Here is a 21,306-nt window from a genome sequence, read left to right on the forward strand (position 1 = left end):
CTACCATGCCCGTCATGTCCATGTTTGCGCCTGCCCACCTGCTTCGTCACGCCGGCATCACCGTGGCGGCCTGCCTGCTGATCGCCGCGGCCCTGACCGCTCTGGGCCAGGGCCTGTGGGATATCAATCTCGCCTACTCGCTGACCATCGGCCTGATCAGCTGGCTGAGCATCGATCTGCTCAGGCTGCGCTGGCGCGAGTCCGACCAGATCCAGTGGCCGCGCGGCATGCGCGGCATGGCCGTGGTGCCGCTGGGAATTGCAGCAGGTCTGGTTCTGGGCAATCCGCTGGGTAGCCTCTATGTTCAGCAGTTCCATCCCGAGCTGCCTGCCACAGGCAGGCCCTCGCTATGGCTGCCGTTTGCCATCACCATGGCGACCAGCATTGCCATGTCCTGGGGCTTTTATGTAGTGGGCAAATCGCGCCATCTGCAAATGCAGGCAGAGCAGGCCCAGCGCCAGGCCGCCGAAGCCAGGCTCAGCCTGCTGCAGGCCCAGCTGGAGCCGCATATGCTGTTCAACACCCTGGCCAATCTGCGCGTGCTGATTGCAAGCGATGCGCCACGTGCCGAGCAGATGCTCGACCATCTGATTGCCTACCTGCGTGCCACGCTTGCCGGTTCACGCAACGGCACCCACAGTCTTGCCAGCGAGTTTGCCTTGCTGACCGACTACCTGGCCCTGATGCAGATCCGCATGGGCGACAGACTCACCTACTCCCTGACACTGCCCGCCGATCTGGCCGGACTGCCTGTGCCGCCCCTGCTGCTGCAGCCGCTGGTGGAAAACAGCATTCGCCATGGAGTGGAGCCCCAGCTGGCCGGCGGCCATATTGCCGTTCAGGCAGAAATGCTGGATGACAGCCATCTCCTGCTCAGCGTGCATGACAATGGCCTGGGCCTGCCCGAGCTGCCTGGCCAGCCGCCTTCGGGCTCAGGCTTTGGCCTGCAGCAGATTCGCGAACGCCTGGCCAGCCGCTACGGCAGCGCTGCCCGCTTCGACCTGACAGCAGACAGCGCAGGCGGAACCAGGGCCTGCATCGTATTACCCCTGAAGCCCCAGCCATGAACACCAGCCCGCCGCGCGCCCTGATTGCCGAAGACGAACCGCTGCTGGCCCTGGCATTGCAGCAATTGCTGGGCCAGCTCTGGCCCCAGTTGCATATAGAGGCCAGGGTGGCCGACGGCATCAGCGCCGTGCAGCAGGCGCTGACCCGGCTGCCCGATCTGCTGTTCCTGGACATTCGCATGCCCGGCCAGACGGGGCTGGAAGCCGCCGCCGAAATCGCCGATGCCTGGCCCGAAGAGCAAGCGCTGCCGGCGATTGTCTTTGTCACAGCCTACGACCAGTACGCCTTGGCGGCCTTCGAGGCCTGCGCCATGGACTATGTGCTCAAGCCGGTGCAGGCGGCGCGCCTCGGCCAGACCGTGCAGCGCCTGCAGCAGTGGTGGCAGCAGCGCCAGCCGGTACAGGGCACGGACCTTGCCATGCAGAATCACCGTCAGCTCGAACAGCTGCTCGGGCTGCAGCAGCAACTGCTGGGGCAAGCCCCCGCCGCGCTGCAGATCATTCAGGCCAGCGTCGGCAACCAGATCCATATGGTGAGGGTGCAGGACATCATCTACCTCGAAGCCGCCGACAAATATCTGCGCGTGCTGACGGCCAGTCAGGAGTATCTGATCCGTACCCCGCTGAAGGAGTTGCTGCCGCAGCTCGACGCGCGCGAGTTCTGGCAAATCCATCGCGGCACCGTGGTGCGGGTGCAAGCCATTGCCAGCGCCCAGCGTGACGAGTCCGGGCGCCTGAGCCTGCTGCTGCGTGACCGCCCTGAAAAGCTGGCGGTCAGCCGTCTGTACGCAACACGGTTCAAGGCGATGTAGCCAGCACCATCACATCCTCCCAGTCCACACCCTCCATGGCATCCCAATGGGCCACGATGACACTGCGGGGCCGTGCCGGATTCTTGAGCTCGGCGGCCATGGCCGCCAGCGCATGCAGCACATAGCGCTCGGACGGCTTATCCAGCGCCGCCAGCGGCTCGTCGATCAGTACCAGCTCGGCGGCGCTGGCCCAGCCCGCAGCCATCCACAGCTTGCGCTGCGTGCCCGATGACAGGGCCAGCAGCGGCTTGTGCAAATGCGGCTCCAGCCCGAAGCCCTGCACATGCTGCTCGAACTGCTGCTGCGACCAATGCGGATACAGCGTGCGCTTCAAAGCCACCCAGCTCTCGGCCGGCATCTGGTTGTAGACATCGTTGAGCGGCTGACGTGGGTCCTGCCAGAAGCAGGAGCTTGCAACCAGGCGGCCGTTGTCGGCGAACGGATAGTGCAGCAAGCCCATGCGCAGCGGCAATTGCCCTGCCAATGCCTTGAGCCAGCTGGTCTTGCCCGTGCCCTCGTCGCCTTGCAGCAGACACAGTCCGGCATGCCAGCAATGCGAGGCCTCATGGGCAACCACCCGGCCCGGGTAGCCGAAGCTCACCTGCAGAGCCTGCACCATGCACAGCGACTCGCAGCCATCATCGAGTTCAGAATTCATAGCTGACAACGCCTTGTATATATACGTCTACGGCTGATTTTGACCAAAGAACCTACAGCCATGCGCGAAGCAAGGCACAGGCACAATGGCGTCCCCCTCAACAGCGCGCAATATGCCATGGCTCTGGATTATCTGGAATTCGATTACAGCGAAGATGAAGAAGGCACGGGCACCTGGGACGCCATGGCCAGCGTCAAGGCCGAGCGCGTGCCGGCTTTGGCCGGCGAAATCGAAGCCCTGCTGCGCTGGGCCAGTCAGAAGTTTGCCGCCCGCCAGGGCCCCCTGGAAGACGGCAATGACTGGGACTATGACCTGCAGGCACAGGACGATGACGGCGAGCCCCTGAGCGCCCGCTTCGACAGGGCTTCAGGCAAGCTGGAGCTGCAGGCCTCGGCCACGGGCCGCACCACGGTCAACCTCTGTCTTTCGGGCTCCGCGCAGTTCGGCGATGCACTGCGCCAGGCCTTTGATCTCGAAGCCTGACATCCAAGCCTGAGTCTGCAGCGCCTGAAGCTTGAAGTCGGATGCGCGCTGTGCACAATGGATGACTCCAAGCGATCTGCAAAGGCATGTCCATGACCGAGCGACTCTCTGCCCCGTTTGTCATCGAGCAATTCTTCAAGGCACCGCGCGAGCTGGTCTACGCGGCCTTCACGCAAGGCGAGCACCTGAGCCAGTGGATGCGCCCGCCCGGCATGATCATGACGCAGTGCGAAGTCGATCCACGCGAAGGCGGCAGCTTTCATTACGGCATGCGCGCCGAGACCATGCCCCAGGCGCCCGTCATGTGGGGCAAATGGAGCTTCAGGGAGCTAAAAGCGCCCGAGCGCATCGTCGTCGTGGTGCAGTTCAGCGATGCGGATGGCGCCGCAATGGCCGCTTTACACCTTGTCGACCACCACGCTCAGCGAGGAAGCCGGCGGCACGCGCCTGTATCTGGAATGGCGCGCTCTCGATGCCAGCCCGGTCGAAGAAGCGCTGTTCAACAGCTCGCATGCCAGCATGAAGATGGGCTGGAGCGGCAGCATGCAGTTGCTGGCCGGCTATCTGGCCAATGTACAGGCGGCCTGATCACGAAGCGTCAAGCGCGTTGAGCGGGAAGACGCACGGACCGGGGGCGCCTGGCCACCGCCTGCCGCTTCCCGGCGGTCAGCACCGTGACGCCCCAGCCCGTGCGGCGTTCAGCCCCTGAATAAGCATTCTCCAAGCGTCACCAGCAGTCAAAGCGGATCAGGAAGCCTCGCGCTGGAACTTCCACTTGCTGTCCCCTTTGTCAAAGACGAACAGCATGTCGATGGTGCTTTCCAGACTCTGGTTCTGAATGGTGCAGCGATAGCCCGGACCATCCTGTCGGCAGTTTTTCACGCTGACCTCTTTATCCAGCGCCTGATTCAGATCGGCCCTGCCACTCGCGGTCGCGTAGTAGTCATAAAGCGCTTGCTTGACCTGGGTTTCGCTAGGTGCGCCGTTGTTGCTGCACCCCGCAACGGCAGCGACAGTCCCTAAGAGCAAAGCTTTCTTCAACATCTCGGACTCCCGTTGAAACGATAGCCGGCATGCCAAGCCCTGCCGCAGAGATGGCGGCCAAGCATGGCCGGGAATGGCCCAAGTTTTATCACGAAGCGGTCTGACCTATCCCCAAAATCACGGCGGGACAGGCGTACACAGCAGCTGCACGCCAGCGCGCCATAGTCAAGACCATGCGTCCGGTCCTGCCGCCGGGCTCAGCAGTCCATATCCTGACGCTGCCTGGGCGGCTCGGCCGCATTCCTGCGACTGGCTCCGGCACGCCCGGCCTTGCTCCACTGATAGTCCACTCCATCGGGCGTCTTGCCGTCCTCGACCGCAGACACGCCCACGGGCCCGACCATATCGCGCAACTCCGACGAAATCACCACATGGGCATGGCGCTCGTCCTTGCGCAGCTGCTGACACAGAGCCAGCGCCTCGCTCATCTGCGCATCGGAGAAGGCCTGGCATTGCGGCTGCCAGACCGGTGTCTGGCCCTCAGGCTCGGAATTGCGCAGGTAGAAAACAGCAATGCTCATGGTTTGATCTTCACAACAACGGAGCAACGGTTGTAACCCAGACCACAAGCCTGCACGGCGCGCTCACTCTTTGCGCAGCCCCGCGTCCAGCGGCTCCCAGCGCCCGGCCACATTCTTGAGCAAGGTGTTCACGGCCGTCAGCCTGCGGTTTCTGACGCTGTTGAGGTTGTTCTGGGCACTGAGCACCGTCGTCTGGGCCGAGATCACGTTCAGATAGGCCACGATACCGGCTTGGTACTGGTTGTTGGCCACGGTGAGCGACTTCTGCGCTGCGGCCAGGGCCTCGGTCTGCACCTGCTCCTCCTGCGCCAGATTGACGGCAGCGACCAGATTGTCCTCCACCTCCTGCAGCGCCGTCAGCACAGTCTGCTTGTAGGTGGCGGCATTCAGGTCCAGTGTGGCACGGGCCGACTCCACGGCCGCCGAACGCGCTCCACCGTCAAACAGACTCATGGCCAGCGCCGGTCCCAGCGACCAGAACAGATTCGGTGCATTGAGCAGATCGGACAGCACGGAGTTGCGATAGCCGGCCGATGCCGACAGGGTCAGCGAAGGGAAATAGGCCGCACGCGCCACGCCGATCTGCGCATTGGCCATGGCCACGCGGCGCTCGGCGGCAGCAATGTCGGGGCGCCTCTCCAGCAGGGTGGAGGCCAGCATCTCCGGCACTGCAGGCGGCGTCGGCAGGTGGCCGGTCACCGGCAGGCTGAAGTTGGCCGGAGCCTTGCCCAGCAAGGCCGCCAGCGCATGCTCGTACTGGGCGCGCGTGATGCGGGCTTCCAGCAGGCTGGCCTGGGTGCTCTTGTACTGGGACTGGGCCTGGGCCACATCGGCCGAAGACACCACGCCCGCCTGGTAGCGATTCTGCGTGAGCTTCAGGCTTTGCTCATAGGCCTCCAGGCTCTCCTGCAGATACTTCATCTGCGCCTCGGCGGCACGCAGCGAGAAATAGGTCTGTGCCACCGACGCCTGGGCCGACAAACGGGCCGCAGCCAGATCGTCGGCACTGGCCTGGGCCGAAGCCCGGCTGGCATCCACCGCGCCCGAGAGCTTGCCCCAGAGATCCAGCTCCCAGCTGGCGCTCAGGCCCAGCGAGAAGTTGTTGTTGATGCTGCCGCTGCGTGCTACGTTCTCACCGTTGGTATTGCTGTAGGTGCCGCCGCCGGTCAAGGCACGCGAGCCGCTGCCCGTGGTGCTGAGCGTGGGCAATTGCGCGGCGCGACTGCTAGCGACGGCCGCCTGGGCCGAGCGCAGACGGGCCACGGCCTGCTCCACGCTGGGATTGCCTGCGGCTGCCGCTTGCTGTAGCTGATCCAGCGTGCTGTCGCCATACACCGTCCACCACTGGTCGGGCACTGCCGCAGCCGGGCTGGCCGCCGAACTCTGCGCCGGCTGCCAGACGCCGAACTGCGCAGCCTCGGGCGTGGCCTCCTTGAACCGGACCGGCACATCCAGCCGGGGCGGCTGATAGGCGGGTTGGGTGGAACAGGCCGCCAGCGCCAGCGCAGCAGCAAGCGGCAGAAGACGCGGCATCCAGCGGGGCAGCGCCTTGGGAGAATTCTTCATAAAAGTGAGCTGCTTACGCTTACCCTGATTTGGTTTAAAGCCGATTTGATTCCAAAAATGTGCTGACATATTCATCTCACTTCGCCTCAGCGATGGCAGAGGCCTGGCCGCCGCACCTTCTGGCCGGACGGCGCGCCCAGAGGCGCAACACGCTGCGGCGCACACGGTCCAGCAGCACATAGACCACGGGCGTGGTGTAGAGCGTGAGCAACTGGCTCAGCAGCAGGCCGCCCACGATCGCGATGCCCAGGGGCTGGCGCAGCTCGGCACCATCGCCCCGGCCCAGGGCCAGGGGCAGCGCACCGAACAGGGCCGCCATGGTGGTCATCAGAATGGGGCGCAGGCGCAGGTGGCAGGCCCGATAGATGGCCTGGGCCGCCGTGGCATGGCCGCCTTTCTCGCGCTCCAGTGCGAAGTCGATCATCATGATGGCGTTCTTCTTGACCAGTCCGATCAGCAGGATCACGCCGATGAAGGCGATCAGCGAGAACTCGGTCTTGAACCACATCAGCGCCAGCAGCGCCCCCACGCCGGCCGAGGGCAAGGTGGACAGAATCGTCAGCGGATGGACGAGGTTCTCGTAGAGGATGCCCAGCACCAGATAGATGGTGAGGATGGCCGCAAGAATCAGCAGGGGCTGGCCGGCCAGCGCCTGCTGGAAGGCCCCGGCCGAGCCGCTGAAGCTGCCGCGAATGGACACCGGAACGCCCAGCTCCAGCATGGCATTGCGGATCGCGTCATTGGCCTGCGACAGCGAGACATTGGGCGCCAGGTTGTAGCTCACGGTGCTGGCCGGCGTGCCGCTCTGGTGCTGCACGGACAGCGGCGTGGTCGAGGTGGTGATCTTGGCAAAGGCCGTCAGCGGAATCTGCTGGCCCGCGCTGTTGACGAAGAAGAAGCCGCGCAGTGTCTCCGGGCTCTGCAGATACTGGGACGAGGCCGTCATCACCACACGGTACTGGTTGAGCGGGTTGTAGATCACGCCCACCTGGCGCTGGCCGAAGGCATCGTTGAGCGTATTGTCGATCTGCGCCACGGTCAGGCCCAGGCGAGTGGCCTGGTCGCGGTCTATGACCAGCTTGGTCTGCATGCCGTTGTCCTGCACATCGCTGTTGACATCGGTCAGCTCCGGCAGGGTGGACAGCACCTGACGGATGCGCGGCTCCCACAGGCGCAGCTCGGCCGTATCGTCGGCCTGCAGCGTGTACTGATAGGAGGACATGCTCTGGCGCCCGCCAATGCGCACATCGCTCTGGGTCATCATGAACAGACGCGCACCGGGTTCGTCCTTGAGCTTTTCACGCAGGCGGTTGATGACCTCGTCGCTCGACACCTTGCGCTCGGCCATGGGTTTGAGCGACATGAACATATTGGCCGAGTTGGCCTGGCCGCCGCCGGTAAAGCCGGTCACATACTCCACGGCCGGGTCCTGCTGCACCACATCGAGAAAACGCTTGATGCGGCGCTCCATGGCCTGAAAGGACGTGGACTGGTCGGCACGGATGAAGCCCATGACGCGGCCCGTGTCCTCGCTGGGCATGAAGCCCTTGTCTATGGTCTGGTAGAGATGGATGTTGAGGCCGATGACCGCCACCAGACTGAGCAGTACCACGGGCTGGTGGCGTAGCCCCCAGGCCAGGGTGCGGCGGTACAGCGCCGTCACACGCGCCTCGAAGCGATCCATGGCCAGCGAGACACGCAGCCAGAAGGCATCCCAGCGGCGCGTGAACGGGCGCCGGGCACGCTCGGCGCGTCTGCGCTCCTCGTCGGCAGGCGTGCGCAGCAGGGCCGCGCACATCATGGGCGTGGTGGTCAGCGAGATGATCATGGAGACCAGAATCGCCGCCGACATGACCACGGCAAATTCACGAAAGAAGCGCCCCACGATGCCGGCCATGAACAGAATGGGCACGAACACCGCAATCAGCGACAGGCTCATGGAGACCACGGTGAAACCGATTTCGCGCGCGCCTTCGATGGCCGCCTGCATCGCGGACTTGCCGCGCTCCATGTGGCGCATCACGTTCTCCAGCACCACGATGGCATCGTCCACCACAAAGCCTGCGGCCACCGTCAGCGCCATCAGCGAGAGATTGTCCAGCGTGTAGCCACACAGGTACATGATGCCGAAGGTACCCATCAGCGAGGCGGGCACGGCCACGGCCGGAATCAGCGTGGCACGCAGCCGGCGCAGAAAGACGAACACCACCATGATGACCAGCGCTATCGAGATCAGCAGCGCGTTCTGCACCTCCTTGACCGAGGCGCGCAGCGTGGGCGTACGGTCCGAGATCACCGTGACGTCGATGGCCGGATTGATCGATGCCCTGAGCTGGGGCAGCATGGCGCGCACCTTGTCCACGGCCTGCAGGATATTGGCGTCGGGCTGCTTGAACACCTGCAGCAGCACGGCGGGCTTGCCGTTCATGACGCCGTAGTTGCGTATGTCCTGCACGGAGTCGGTGACGTCGGCCACATCAGACAGCCGCACCGCATTGCCGTTGTTCCAGCGCAGCACCAGGGGCGCGTATTCGGCGGCGGTACGAGCCTGGTCGTTGGTCGCCACCTGCCAGTAATGGTCTTCACGCTCCACGGCTCCCAGGGGGCGATTGGCATTGGTGGCGGTGATGGCCGTACGCACGGCATCCAGCGATACACCATTGGCCGCCAGACGCACCGGATCCAGCTCCACGCGCACGGCCGGCAACGCGCCGCCGTTGATCGATGCCTGGCCCACGCCTTCGACCTGGGCCAGCTTCTGTGCCAGCACCGTGGAGGCCGCGTCATACATCTGACCACGCGTGAGGGACTGGGATGTCAGCGCCAGAATCATGATGGGCGCGTCTGCCGGGTTGACCTTGCGATAGGTCGGGTTGCCCGGCATGCCCGAGGGCAGCAGCGTGCGCGCCGCATTGATGGCGGCCTGCACGTCATGGGCGGCGCTGTCCACGGTGCGCGTCAGATCGAACTGCAGCGTGATGCGCGTGCTGCCCATGCTGGAGCTGGACGTCATCTCGTTGACGCCGGCAATCGCGCCCAGGGCACGCTCCAGCGGCGTGGCCACGGTGGCCGCCATGGTATCCGGCGCCGCGCCGGGCAGGCTGGCGGTCACAGAAATCGTCGGATAGTCCACCTGCGGCAACGGCGCCACCGGCAGCAGAAAATAGGCCACGCCGCCCACCAGGGCCATGCCTATGGTCAGCAGCATGGTCGCAATGGGCCGGAAGATGAAGGGCGTGGAGATACTCATGGACGCGCCCCGTCCCTGCCGCCATCCTCGGCCTCGCCCATGACTTCGGCTTCGGAATGCGGCACATGCTTGACGGCTGGCAGGCCGCGCCTGGTGCGCCAGCCCTCGGCCCAGTTCTCAAAGGTCAGATAGATCACCGGCGTGGTGAACAGGGTCAGCAGCTGGCTCAGCAGCAGACCGCCCACCAGGGTCACGCCCAGCGGCTGGCGCAGCTCGCTGCCCACGCCCGTTCCCAGCATCATGGGCAGCGCACTCAGCAAGGCTGCCAGCGTGGTCATGAGAATCGGGCGGAAGCGCAGCAGACAGGCCTGGTAGATCGCATCACGCGCGTTCATGCCCTCCTCACGCTGGGCGTCCAGCGCGAAGTCGATCATCATGATGGCGTTCTTCTTGACGATGCCGATCAGCAAGATGATGCCGATGATGGCGATGATGTCCAGATCCAGACCCGACACCAGCAAGGCCAGCAGCGCCCCCACGCCCGCCGACGGCAGGGTGGAGAGAATCGTGATCGGGTGAATCGTGCTCTCATACAGCACGCCCAGCACGATGTACATGGTGATGATGGCGGCCAGCACCAGCAGCAGGGTATTGGACAGCGAGGCCTGGAAAGCCAGCGCCGCGCCCTGGAACTGCGAGTCCACCGACAGCGGGATCTGCCCTTCGTCGCGCAGCTGCCCGATGACGGCCTGGGCCGCCTCCACCGCACGGCCCAGCGACACGCCGGATGCGGTGTTGAACGAAATGGTGGCCGCAGGCAACTGCCCCACATGGTTGACGGCCAGTGCCATCGGGCGCTCGCTCACCGTGGCAATCGAGGACAGCGGCACCGGCGCTCCGTTGCTGGATGCAGCATAGATGTTCTGCAAGGCCTCGGGCCCAATCTTGAACTGCGGCGCCACCTCCAGCACCACCCGGTACTGGTTGGATTGCGTGAAGATGGTGGAGATCAGGCGCTGACCGAAAGCGTTGTAGAGGGCCGAGTCCACCGACGAGACCGTCACGCCGAGGCGGCTGGCCTGGGCACGGTCGATCTGCACATAGGCCTGACGGCCCTGGTTCTGCAGATCGCTGCTCACATCGAGCAACTGGGGCAGTTGCTGCAGACGCTCCACCAGAATTCGGGTGCTGGCCGTCAGCTGATTCATGTCCGGCGAGGAGAGCAGCAGCTGATACTGGGTGCGGGCCTGGCGGTCCTCTATCGTCAGATCCTGCACAGGCTGGGCATAGAGGCGAATGCCGGGCACGACCTGGGAGTCGTCGGTCAGGCGATTGAGCACCACCGGCAGGCGGTCACGCTGGGCATGGGGCTTGAGGTCGATCTGAATGCGGCCGGTATTCAGCGTGGTATTGGTTCCATCGACACCGATAAACGAGGAGATGGAAGCCACGGCCGGGTCCTTCAGCAAATGCTCGGCCAGCGCCTGCTGGCGCTCGGCCATGGCGGCAAAGGAGATGGACTGGTCAGCCTCGGTGGTCGCGGCAATCGTGCCCGTATCCTGCTCGGGGAAGAAGCCCTTGGGCACGACGAAGTACAGCAGCACCGTGACCACCAGCGTGGCGATGAACACCAGCCAGGTCAGCTTGCTGTGATCCAGCACCCAGGTCAGCATGCGGCCGTACTCGGCAATCACCTTGTCGAAAAAGCGCGCGACCGCAGCGCCGAAGCCCTTGGACTGCGCCTGGTTCTTCTCGCCCTCGGGCTGGTGGCGCAGCAGGCGCGCGCACAGCATGGGGGTCAGCGTGAGCGAAACCACCGCCGAGATCAGAATCGCCACCGTCATGGTGATGGCGAATTCGTGGAACAGACGCCCCACCACATCTCCCATGAACAGCAGCGGAATCAGCACCGCGACCAGGGAGATTGTCAGCGAGATGATGGTGAAGCCGATCTGCTTGGCACCCTTGAGTGCGGCCTGCATGGGCGCCTCACCCTTTTCCACATAGCGGGCAATGTTCTCGATCATCACGATGGCATCGTCCACCACAAAGCCCGTGGCAATGGTCAGGGCCATCAGCGTGAGGTTGTTGATGGAAAAGCCCGCCAGATACATGACGCCGAAGGTGCCTATCAGCGACAACGGCACCGCCACGCTGGGAATCAGCGTGGCCGATGCGCTGCGCAGAAACAGGAAGATCACCATCACCACCAGGGCGATGGCCAGGGCCAGCTCGAACTGCATGTCCTTGACCGAGGCGCGAATGGTCACGGTGCGGTCGGTCAGCACCTGCACGTCGACGGAGGCAGGCAGCGTCTCCTTGAGCTGGGGCAGCAGGTTCTTGATGGCATCGACCGTCTCGATCACGTTCGCGCCGGGCTGGCGACGGATATTGAGAATCACGGCCGACTTGGAGCCGGTCTCCGGTGTGCCCGACCAGGCGGCCAGACGCGTGTTCTCGGCGTCGTCCACGGTCTGCGCCACATCGGACAGGCGCACGGGATTGCCGTTCTTGAAGGCGATGATGAGGTTGCGGTACTCGGCCGCCGACTGCATCTGGTCGTTGGCATCGATGGTCGATGCGCGGTTGGGGCCGTCAAAGCTGCCCTTGGCGGTCTTGACGTTGGCCGCCGAGATGGCGGTGCGCACATCATCCAGCGTCATGCCGAAGCTGGCCAGCGCAGCCGGATTGGCCTGAATGCGCACGGCCGGGCGGCGCGCGCCGGCAATCGCCACCAGACCCACACCCTTGACCTGGGAGAGCTTGGGCGCAAGGCGGTTCTCCACCAGGTCGTTGATCCTGATGACGGGCAGCGAAGGCGAGCTGATGGCCAGCGTCAGCACCGGCGCATCGGCCGGGTTGACCTTGCTGTAGAGCGGGGGCATGGGCAGATCGCTGGGCAGCAGATTGGTGCCCGCGTTAATAGCGGCCTGCACCTGCTGCTCGGCCACGTCCATGGACATATCGAGCGCAAAGCGCAGGCTGATGACCGATGCGCCGCCCGAACTGGTCGAGGACATCTGATCCAGCCCCGGCATCTGACCGAACTGGCGCTCCAGCGGAGCCGTGACGTTGGAGGTCATCACATCGGGGCTGGCCCCGGGGTAGAGGGTGGTGACCTGTATGGTGGGATAGTCCACCTCGGGCAGGGCCGAGATGGGCAGCAGGCGGTAGGCAAGAATGCCCGAGATCAGCACCGCCACCATCAGCAAGCTGGTGGCGATGGGCCTGAGAATGAAGAGGCGCGAGAGATTCATGATGGCCGCAGGCTCTGACTATGCTCAGCGAGCTGCGCCGCTGCTGTCGCCCTTGCCGCCAGCTGCCGTACCGGTCTGACCACTGGCTTCGCGCTCGGCGCGCAGCTTCTGGAAGAAGGCACGGCGCTCTTCCGGCGACAGGGCCTCCAGCTTGGCGCGCTGCTCGGGACTCAGCTGGGGGCGGTCACCCCGGCCCTCGGCTCTTTCGGCTCGGCCCTCGCCGCCGTCACCACGCTCGGCGCCGGCCTGAGGTCTGGCCTCGTTCGCAGCGGCAGGCTTGGCATCCGGCTTCGCATCGGCCTTGGCGGGACTGCCTTGTGCCTCACGCGGCTGATCGCCACGGGCGTCCGCGCCACGAGGTCCTGGGCCTGGGCCCGCATTGCCGCCATTTCCGCCGCGCTCGGCGCGCAGCTTCTGGAAGAACTCCTTGCGTTCCTCGGGCGTCATCTTGGAGACTTTTTCACGCTGCTCGGGACTGAGGTTGCGCATCATCCCGCGCGGCTGGTTGGCAGCATCCTGCACGGCCTGGTCGACCTTCTTGACTTTTTCGGAGTCCACCACCGTCACCTGCGCGCCTTCGCGCAGGCGGTCGATGCCGTCGGTCACCACCTTGTCGCCGGGCTCCAGCTCGCCGCGCACGCTTACATAGTCACCATCCGTCACCCCCACCGTGATCTTGCGCTGCGTGACCGTGTTGTCGGGCTTGACCAGATAGACAAAGTTGTTCTGCACCGCATTCGCGGGCACGACCAGCGCCTGATCGATCTGGCGCAGCTGCAGCTTGACGTTGACGAACTGATTCGCGAACAGCTTGCGCTCCGCATTGTCGAACGATGCCTTGGCCTTGACCGTGCCCGTGGTCGTGTCGATGGTGTTGTCCAGCGCATTGAGCTGGCCCTTGGCCAGCATCTGCTTTTGCTCGCGGTCCCAGAGTTCGACGGGCATGGCCTTGCCCTCTCGCAACTGCTGGGCCAGCGTCCCGACATGGGCTTCGGGGACGGAGAAAACGGCATCGATGGGGCGAATCTGGGTGATCGTCACCAGCCCGTTGGTATCGGAAGGGTTGACCACGTTGCCGAGGTCGGCCTGGCGCAGGCCGAGGCGGCCCGAGATGGGGGCCGTGATCCTGGTATAGCTCAGCTGCAGCTTGGCCGCATCGACCTGGCCCTGATCCGCCGCTACCGTGCCCTGCAGTTGGCGCACCAGTGCGGCCTGGGTATCGACCTGCTGGCGGGCAATCGAGTCCTGGGCCTGCAGCTCCTTGTAGCGCTGCAGATCCAGCTGCGCATTCTTGAGCTGGGCCTGATCGCGTGCCAAAGAGCCCTGCACCTGCGCCAGCGAGGCCGCAAAACTGCGCGGGTCGATCTCGGCCAGCAACTGACCAGCCTTGACCTCGTCACCTTCCTTGAAGTGCAGCTTGAGCAGCTCGCCCGAAACCTTGGCACGTACCACAGCCGTGGCACGTGCATTCATGGTGCCAATGGCGCTGACGAGCACACGCATGTCACGCTGCTCCACCACGCCTACGCTCACAGGCTGAGCCTGGCTCATGCCGCCGGGGCCGCCTGGCCCTGCGCGACCGTTGCGCCCGGCGCGAGCGCCAGGCCCACCCGCTCCTTGTTTAGGAGCTGCAGACACAGACGTATCGCCACTTGCACTCTGTTTTTGCGTATACCACCAATAGCCGCCACCAGCGGCCGCCACAGCGAGCACCACAGTGACAAGCAAGGCAGGCCGGACCTTGCCCTGCTGTAAGGATTGACGATTGGGGTGCAGATTGGATGAGCTGGACATGGTTGAGCGCAGGAATTTCGAGCCTGAATTGGCGCCAATGGTATCCAGTTGCAAGCAAATTCCTGGTCTGGCAGCGCCGGCTTTGCCAGCATTTACCCCTGCTTTACCTCGGGTTTACCTCGTGAAGTTCCCTCTTGGCAGACTAAAACAGTGCTGACTTTCATAGTCGCAATGCCGGCGTTTTGAGGCCTCATGCTTGGCGGCTGACACTGCCCCTTGCTGCGTCCGCCTTGCGGCGCAAGGAATCCGGCTCCAAGGAGAAACCCATATGACCACCGAACGCCTGACCAATCACCCCGAAGAAGCCGCCGTGCGCGTGCCGCTGGAGCTGTACATGCGCGGCCATGCCGAAGACAAGGCCGAACACATGCGCGCAGCCTTCATGCCTACGGCGCGGCTGGAGTCCGTGCGCGAAGGCCCGCTGACATCCTGGGACCTGGACTTCTACTGCCAGCGCTTCAAGAACATGCCCGCTGCCGACGAAGCCACGCGTCGCCGCGTCATCGACTCCCTGGACATCGTGGGCACGGCCGCCATGGCCAAGGTCACTCTCTACCATGGCGCCGTGACCTTTACCGACTACTTTGTGCTGCTCAAGACCGAGCAGGGCTGGAAGATCGCCAACAAGGCTTTCCACGCCCAGCCTCAATAAGGCCAAGCCACCTGCACCAAGCCCCTGGCTTCAGGCTCAGGGGCTTTTTTATTCATGCGCTGGTCAGCGAGTCAGCAGCCAGAGCGCGCCCAGCACGATGACAGCCCCCAGGCCCCAGGCCCAGACGGGGATGCCAGACGATTCGCGCGGTGGCGCCGAGGGTGTGGCGTCCAGCGGGGCATAGCTGGTGGAAGCCGCGTCATGCTCCCAGGAGCGTGTATCCAGCTCCTCTGAACCGCCTTCGTCTTCGGGCGGCTCGCCAGCGTGACGCTGCTGCATCAAGGTTTCGAAGCGCGCAAAGAAATCCTCCGCCATGCTCTTGGCCGCGCCGTCGATCAGGCGCTGGCCCAACTGGGCAATCTTGCCGCCGACCTGGGCCTGCACCTCGTACTGCAGCTCGCAGTGGCGTTCATCGGTGGGAGTCAGATCCACCTTGGCCTGGCCCTTGCCGAAGCCGGCCACACCGCCCTGCCCTTCAAAGGCAATCGTGTAGCTCTTGGGCGGCTGCACGTCCGACAGCGTGACCCGGCCGTTGAACTTGGCCGATACCGGACCGATCTTCACGGACATGATCACGGCATAGGAGCCATCGCCCGCATCCTCGAACTTCTCGCAGCCGGCCAGGCATTGCTGCAAGGTTTGCGGATCGTTGAGCGCCTCCCAGGCCTGCTGCTGGCTCACGGCAAGAGGACGGCTGGCATGCATTTCCATGGTGTTCTCCTTTTCAATCTCGGTGCGGCAGTTGCAGCAGCTTCGCCAAATGGGCAGCCAGTTGCTGCAATGACTGCAGGTTGTGCACGGCCAGCATGGCATGGCTGTGACGATGCAGCACCTGCGCGCCTTTGGCCAGCGGGGCATACCCGTCAAAGCGCAACAAGGGGTTGAGCCAGACAATGCGCGCGCTGTGCCGTGCCAGCCACTGCAGCTCCCGCTCCAGCAGCGCACTGTCGCCGGTATCCAGCCCGTCGCTGACCAGCAGCACCAGGGTACGCCTGCCCACCAGATGGCGCGCCTGCTGCCGGTGCAGCTGTGCCAGGCATTCCCCCAGGCAGGTGCCGCCGCCGAAATCGTCGATGTCGCGATTGAGCTGGGCCAGCATGGCATCGGGGTCGCTGTGGGCAAAAGCCCGGTTCAGCTCCTGCAGGCTGGTTCCCATGCTGTAGACATGGCGACGCAGCTGCGGATAGCGCCGGGGGCTGGTGGCCTGGTGCAGAAATGCCAGCAACAGACGCACATAACGCTCCATGGAGCCCGACACATCGACCAGCGCCAGCCAGGGCATGGGCAGCCGCTTGCGCCTGCGCCATTTGAGACTTGCCAGCTCGCCGCCCGTGGCTGCCGCAGCTTTCAGACTGGCGGGCCAGTGCACACGCAACCCCGAGGCGCGCAGCTCGCTTCTGCGACTGCGATAGCTGGGCAGCGGCAAGCGGATATCACGTGCCAACTGCTGGACCAGGCGGTACTCGCTGGCACTGAGCTGGTTGAAATCCGCATGCTGCAGCCTGTGCCGGTCGCTGGCCGACATGGCGGCATCCAGCGTCAGTTCCTCGCTCGCGGGCTTTTGCTGTGCGGCACGAATCGCTGACAAGGCCTCCTGCACACGCGGCCTGTGACGCGGCCTGGCCGCCTCCGGTGCGCCAGGTAGCAGCTGGCTCAGAAGCTGCTGCGCCACCTCGGGATTACGAAAGTAGGCAGCAAACAATTCGCGAAAGACCGCCAGGTCCTGTTCGCGTGAGACCAGCACAGCCTCCAGCGCGGCGGCCATGTCCTCGCGGTTCACGCCCACCAGCATCAGGCCTTGCTGGGCCAATGCCAGGCGCTCGGCATCCACCGCCAGCCCCGCACGGCGCAGCGCACGGCCGAACCCCAGCAGATTGATGGGCAGCTTGCCGCTGCGCGCGTCCCCCCACCAGCTCACGCTTGCGGGCCGGGCCGGCGACTGCGCTTGCAGCTCAGGCTGTGGCATCGGGCTCCAGCAATTGCTGCAGACGCTCTGGCGTGAGCGCCGCCACATCTTCGCGCTGCTTGAACAGAATGCCCGCCGTCTCGTGCACCAGCTCGGGGTCAATGACCAGGGTGTCTAGCGCCACCAACGCCTTGGCCCACTCCACGCTTTCGGCAATGCCGGGTGTGCGCTCGAACGCATCGGCAAACGGGCGGCTGCGCAGCCGGTCCACAAAACGGGCGATCTGTTCGGTCAACGCCGCCCCGGCTTCTGGCACCTTGGACTGGACAATGGCCAGTTCGCGTTCGCGCTCGGGATAGTCCAGCCAGTGGTAGAGGCAGCGGCGCTTTACCGCATCATGCAGATCGCGCGTGCGATTGCTGGTCAGAATGGTGACCGGCGGCAGTTCGGCCCTGATGACTCCCAGTTCGGGAATGCTGACCTGGTACTCGCCCAGATACTCGAGCAAAAAGGCCTCGAAAGGCTCGTCGGCCCGGTCCACCTCGTCAATCAGCAGCACCGCGCCAGGCGCGGGCGCCTGCAGGGCCTGCAGCAAAGGGCGGCGTACCAGATAGCGCGGCTGATAGACCTCCTGCTCGACAGCTTCCAGTTCCGCCGCGCCACGCAGCTCGGCCGCGCGCAGATGCAACAGCTGCGCCGCGTAATTCCACTCATACAGCGCTTCACGCTGCTCCAGGCCGTCATAGCACTGCAGCCGGATCAGCTGCCGCTCCAGCACCTGGGACAAAGCCTGGGCTAGCGCGGTCTTGCCGACGCCCGGCTCGCCCTCCAGCAGCAGGGGCCGCTGAAGCCTGAGAGCGAGAAACACGGCCGTGGCCAGACGCCGGTCTGCAAAATAGCCCACCTCCTGCAAGGCGGCCAGCAGCCCATCCACCGACTGCAGAGCGCTCTTCACTTCGGTATTCATAGCTGCTTGCGCTTTACTGATAAGGGATTAAGCCACTTTTCATTCAAAATCACATCCCATGAACGTCACACTGCCACAACGAGACGGCAAGCAGGCGCCCATGCCGACCGCCCACTCGCCCTGCCCGTGGCGAGACTGCCCTAAGCCCAGTAGGAGCAGCCACTCAGACAACGCCGCTCAGGGAGAGAGCAGTTGATCCACCGCCCGCTGTGTCAGAACGCTGATCAGCTGCGCCCGGTAGCGCGCACTCGCGTGCAGATCGCTGTTGAGTTCGCTGTCATCGATCGGTACCGCTGCGGCTGCTGCGGAAGTAAAGCTCTGATTGAGCGCAGCTTCCAGCTCCGCATGGCGGAAGACAGATAGTCCCGCACCGGTCACGGCCACGCGCACGCCCTGCGCCGTCTGTGCCACAAACACGCCCACCAGCGCAAAGCGCGACGCGGGCTGCTTGAACTTGATATAGGCCGCAGTCCTGGGCACGGGAAAGCGCACAGCCTTGATCAGCTCCCCCTCTTCCAGTGCCGTGGTGTACATGCCCTGAAAGAAGTCGTCTGCCGCAATCTCGCGCCGGCTGGTGACCACGGTGGCACCCAGGCCCAGCACCGCGCTGGGATAGCAGGCCGCAGGGTCGTTGTTGGCCAGCGAGCCGCCAATCGTGCCGCGCGCGCGCACCTGGCGGTCGCCAATACCGCCGGCCAGCTCGGCCAGGGCGGGAATGGCGGCCTGCACCTCGCGGCTGGCGGCAACATCGGCATGACGGGTCATGGCGCCGATCTCGACCTGATCGCCGCCGACGCGGATTCCCGACAGGCCATCGACCTGATTGAGATCCACAATCGCGCCGGGCTGGGCCAGGCGCAGCTTCATGGAAGGAATCAGGCTCTGACCGCCGGCCAGAAACTGGCCGCTGGCAGCGCTCACCTCATCCAGCGTCCGGGGATTGGAGTAACTGAAGGCATACATATGTGTTGTCCTCTCTTCCTCTCAGTCGGGTGTACTCAAGGGCGTGCAGCATCGATGGCTTCCCACACGCGGTGCGGGCTGGCAGGCATGTCCAGATCCTTGACACCCAGCGAATGCAGGGCATCGAGCACGGCGTTGATCACGGCCGGCGGCGAGCCTATGGCCCCGGCCTCGCCACAACCCTTGGTACCCAGCGGGTTATGGGTGCAGGGAGTGCAGACCGTACCCAGCTTGAAGTCGGGCAGATCGTCGGCGCGGGGCATGGCATAGTCCATGAAACTGCCGGTCAGCAACTGACCCGAGTCACGGTCGTAGACGCAGTTCTCCAGCAGCGCCTGACCTATGCCCTGGGCCAGTCCGCCATGGACCTGACCCTCCACGATCATGGGGTTGATGATGGTGCCGAAATCGTCCACGGCACTGAAGCGGTCGACGCGCACCACGCCCGTGGCAGGGTCCACCTCGACTTCGCAGATATAGGTGCCGGCCGGGAAGGTGAAGTTGGTAGGGTCGTAGAAAGCAGTCTCGTCCAGCCCCGGCTCCAGCTTGTCCAGAGGGTAGTTGTGCGGCACATAGGCCGTCAGCGCAATCTGGGCAAACGGCAGCTTTCTGTCAGTGCCGCGCACCGTGAACTCGCCTCCCGCGAAATCGATGTCGGCATCGCTGGCCTCCATCAGGTGAGCGGCGATCTTCTTGGCCTTGGCCTCGATCTTGTCCAGCGCCTTCATGATGGCCGCCCCTCCCACGCTGATGGAGCGCGAGCCATAGGTTCCCATGCCAAAGGGCACACGGCCCGTATCGCCGTGGACGATCTCGACATGTTCGACGGGAATGCCCAGCCGGGCCGCCACCACCTGGGCAAAAGTCGTCTCATGCCCCTGGCCATGACTGTGCGAGCCCGTGAACACCGTCACGCTGCCCGTGGGGTGGACGCGCACCTCGCCGCACTCGAACAGACCGGCACGTGCGCCCAGCGCCCCGGCAATATTGCTGGGAGCCAGACCGCAGGCTTCGATGTAGCTGCTGTAGCCCAGGCCGCGCTTGAGGCCTCTGCCCTCGCTGGCTGCTCGCCGCGCCGCAAAGCCTGCCACATCGGCCAGTTGCTCGGCCTGATCCATGCAGGCCTGGTAATCGCCGACGTCGTACTGCAGCGCCACGGGCGTCTGATAGGGAAAGCTGGTGATGAAATTGCGGCGCCTGATCTCGGCCTGGGACAGATTCATTTCCCAGGCACAGCGGCTGACCAGGCGCTCGAGCAGGTACGTGGCCTCGGGACGGCCAGCGCCCCGGTAGGCATCCACGGGCGAAGTGTTGGTGAACCAGGCATCGACCTCGATGTGGATTTGCGGCGTGGTGTACTGGCCCGCCAGCAATGTTGCATAAAGAATGGTGGGCACCGCGCTGGCGAAAGTGGACAGATAGGCGCCCAGATTCGCGTCGGTGTGCACACGCATGGCGAGGAACTTGCCGTCGGCATCCATGGCCATCTCGGCATGGCTGACATGGTCGCGGCCATGGGCATCGGTCAGAAAGGACTCGCTGCGATCGGCCGTCCACTTGATATTGCGGTTGAGCTTCTTGGCAGCCCAGGTGAGGCAGACATCCTCGGCATACAGAAAGATCTTGGAGCCAAAGCCGCCGCCTACATCGGGCGCAATCACTCGCACCTTGCTCTCGGGCAGCCCCATGACGAAGGCCGTCATCAGCAGCCGCTCCACATGCGGGTTCTGGTTGGCCACGTACAGCGTGTACTCATCCATGGCGCGGTTGTAGCTGCCTATGGCCACGCGCGGCTCCATGGCATTGGGGATCAGGCGGTTGTTGACCAGGTCCAGCCGGGTCACATGGGCAGCGCCGGCAAACACCGCATCCACAGCCGCCTTGTCGCCAATCGCCCACTGGTAGCAACGGTTGTCGGGAGCGATCTCGTGGACCACGGCCCCGGGCTTTTTGCCGCCCGCCGCGTCGGCCACATTCACCACCGCAGGCAGCACCTCGTAGTCAACCTCCACCAGCTCGGCCGCATCACGCGCCTGCTGCAGGGTCTCGGCAACCACCATGGCCACCTGATCGCCCACATAGCGCACGGTATCGAGGGCCAGAATCGGGTGCGGCGGCTCCTTCATGGGCTCGCCATTGGTGCTGGTGATCAGCCAGCCGCAGGGCAGGCCGTTGATGCCGGCTGCCGCCACATCGGCCCCCGTGAGTATGCCGATCACGCCCGCCGCCGCCCTGGCGGCATCCACGTTGACGCTGCGCAGCCTCGCATGGGCATGGGGCGAGCGCACAAACACCGCATAGGCCTGTGCGCCCAGCGTGATGTCGTCCGTGTACTGGCCCGCTCCGGTCAGAAAGCGATCATCCTCGCGGCGCAGGACGGCTTCGCCGATATGCGGCAGCTTGGAAAAGTCAGATGCACCCATGGT

16 protein-coding genes and 1 pseudogene are annotated in these 21,306 nt (G+C 64.6%); 5 read left to right on the forward strand and 12 right to left on the reverse strand.

Going from position 1 to position 21,306, the window contains the following annotated elements:
• Positions 1-5 precede the first annotated feature (5 nt).
• Together F3J24_RS17455 and F3J24_RS17460 are read left to right on the forward strand one after the other, a co-directional pair.
• Positions 6-1,067, forward strand: coding sequence for a sensor histidine kinase (locus F3J24_RS17455; RefSeq protein ID WP_167009067.1), 1,062 nt, complete (start codon positions 6-8; stop codon positions 1,065-1,067).
• Positions 1,064-1,879 carry a LytTR family DNA-binding domain-containing protein gene (locus tag F3J24_RS17460; protein WP_167009069.1) on the forward strand — a complete coding sequence of 272 codons (816 nt, stop codon included), beginning with the start codon at positions 1,064-1,066 and terminating at the stop codon, positions 1,877-1,879. Before F3J24_RS17455 ends, F3J24_RS17460 begins: the two co-directional genes overlap by 4 nt.
• Here the strand turns inward: F3J24_RS17460 and F3J24_RS17465 are convergent.
• On the reverse strand, positions 1,866-2,537 hold the full coding sequence (locus tag F3J24_RS17465) for an ATP-binding cassette domain-containing protein (RefSeq protein ID WP_167009070.1): 672 nt from the start codon (positions 2,535-2,537) through the stop codon (positions 1,866-1,868). The genes F3J24_RS17460 and F3J24_RS17465 overlap by 14 nt on opposite strands.
• Before the next feature lie 117 nt (positions 2,538-2,654).
• Between F3J24_RS17465 and F3J24_RS17470 the strand changes: the two genes are divergently transcribed.
• Positions 2,655-3,020 carry a hypothetical protein gene (locus F3J24_RS17470; RefSeq protein ID WP_167009072.1) on the forward strand — a complete coding sequence of 122 codons (366 nt, stop codon included), beginning with the start codon at positions 2,655-2,657 and terminating at the stop codon, positions 3,018-3,020.
• A gap of 92 nt (positions 3,021-3,112) precedes the next feature.
• Positions 3,113-3,608: pseudogene (locus F3J24_RS25170) on the forward strand (SRPBCC domain-containing protein).
• 159 nt (positions 3,609-3,767) lie between these two features.
• On the opposite strand, the gene F3J24_RS17480 reads toward F3J24_RS25170, so the two are convergent.
• From F3J24_RS17480 to F3J24_RS17505, 6 genes are all read right to left on the reverse strand, one after another.
• On the reverse strand, positions 3,768-4,064 hold the full coding sequence (locus tag F3J24_RS17480) for a hypothetical protein (protein WP_167009074.1): 297 nt from the start codon (positions 4,062-4,064) through the stop codon (positions 3,768-3,770).
• Positions 4,065-4,261: 197 nt separating this feature from the next.
• Complete coding sequence (locus F3J24_RS17485; RefSeq protein ID WP_167009076.1) at positions 4,262-4,585, reverse strand: hypothetical protein; 324 nt, start codon at positions 4,583-4,585, stop codon at positions 4,262-4,264.
• A 63-nt stretch (positions 4,586-4,648) separates the two neighbouring features.
• Entirely contained in the window at positions 4,649-6,226 is a 1,578-nt protein-coding gene (locus F3J24_RS17490) for an efflux transporter outer membrane subunit (protein ID WP_205244828.1), read from the reverse strand.
• 1 nt (position 6,227) lies between these two features.
• Entirely contained in the window at positions 6,228-9,401 is a 3,174-nt protein-coding gene (locus F3J24_RS17495) for an efflux RND transporter permease subunit (protein WP_167009078.1), read from the reverse strand.
• Positions 9,398-12,598, reverse strand: coding sequence for an MdtB/MuxB family multidrug efflux RND transporter permease subunit (locus F3J24_RS17500; RefSeq protein ID WP_167009080.1), 3,201 nt, complete (start codon positions 12,596-12,598; stop codon positions 9,398-9,400). Before F3J24_RS17500 ends, F3J24_RS17495 begins: the two co-directional genes overlap by 4 nt.
• Before the next feature lie 24 nt (positions 12,599-12,622).
• Entirely contained in the window at positions 12,623-14,392 is a 1,770-nt protein-coding gene (locus tag F3J24_RS17505; RefSeq protein ID WP_167009083.1) for an MdtA/MuxA family multidrug efflux RND transporter periplasmic adaptor subunit, read from the reverse strand.
• A 268-nt stretch (positions 14,393-14,660) separates the two neighbouring features.
• Between F3J24_RS17505 and F3J24_RS17510 the strand changes: the two genes are divergently transcribed.
• Positions 14,661-15,044, forward strand: a complete 384-nt coding sequence (locus F3J24_RS17510) for a nuclear transport factor 2 family protein (protein WP_167009086.1) — start codon at positions 14,661-14,663, stop codon at positions 15,042-15,044.
• Between the two features lie 63 nt (positions 15,045-15,107).
• Here F3J24_RS17510 and F3J24_RS17515 read toward each other — a convergent pair whose 3' ends face one another.
• The 5 genes from F3J24_RS17515 to F3J24_RS17535 all read right to left on the reverse strand — a co-directional run bounded on the left by F3J24_RS17515 (position 15,108) and on the right by F3J24_RS17535 (position 21,303).
• A complete protein-coding gene (locus F3J24_RS17515) occupies positions 15,108-15,755 on the reverse strand; it encodes a CoxG family protein (protein ID WP_167009089.1) in 648 nt (215 codons plus the stop codon).
• 13 nt (positions 15,756-15,768) lie between these two features.
• Entirely contained in the window at positions 15,769-17,010 is a 1,242-nt protein-coding gene (locus tag F3J24_RS17520) for a VWA domain-containing protein (protein WP_167009092.1), read from the reverse strand.
• A complete protein-coding gene (locus F3J24_RS17525) occupies positions 16,997-17,917 on the reverse strand; it encodes a MoxR family ATPase (RefSeq protein ID WP_167009095.1) in 921 nt (306 codons plus the stop codon). The genes F3J24_RS17520 and F3J24_RS17525 overlap by 14 nt, the downstream gene beginning before the upstream one ends.
• Before the next feature lie 177 nt (positions 17,918-18,094).
• Entirely contained in the window at positions 18,095-18,880 is a 786-nt protein-coding gene (locus F3J24_RS17530; RefSeq protein WP_167009098.1) for a xanthine dehydrogenase family protein subunit M, read from the reverse strand.
• Positions 18,881-18,915: 35 nt separating this feature from the next.
• Positions 18,916-21,303 carry a xanthine dehydrogenase family protein molybdopterin-binding subunit gene (locus F3J24_RS17535; protein ID WP_167009101.1) on the reverse strand — a complete coding sequence of 796 codons (2,388 nt, stop codon included), beginning with the start codon at positions 21,301-21,303 and terminating at the stop codon, positions 18,916-18,918.
• Between the last annotated feature and the right edge of the window lie 3 nt (positions 21,304-21,306).

The sequence above is a fragment of the Comamonas sp. Tr-654 genome, from assembly GCF_011752915.1.
Lineage (GTDB): Bacteria > Pseudomonadota > Gammaproteobacteria > Burkholderiales > Burkholderiaceae_C > Comamonas.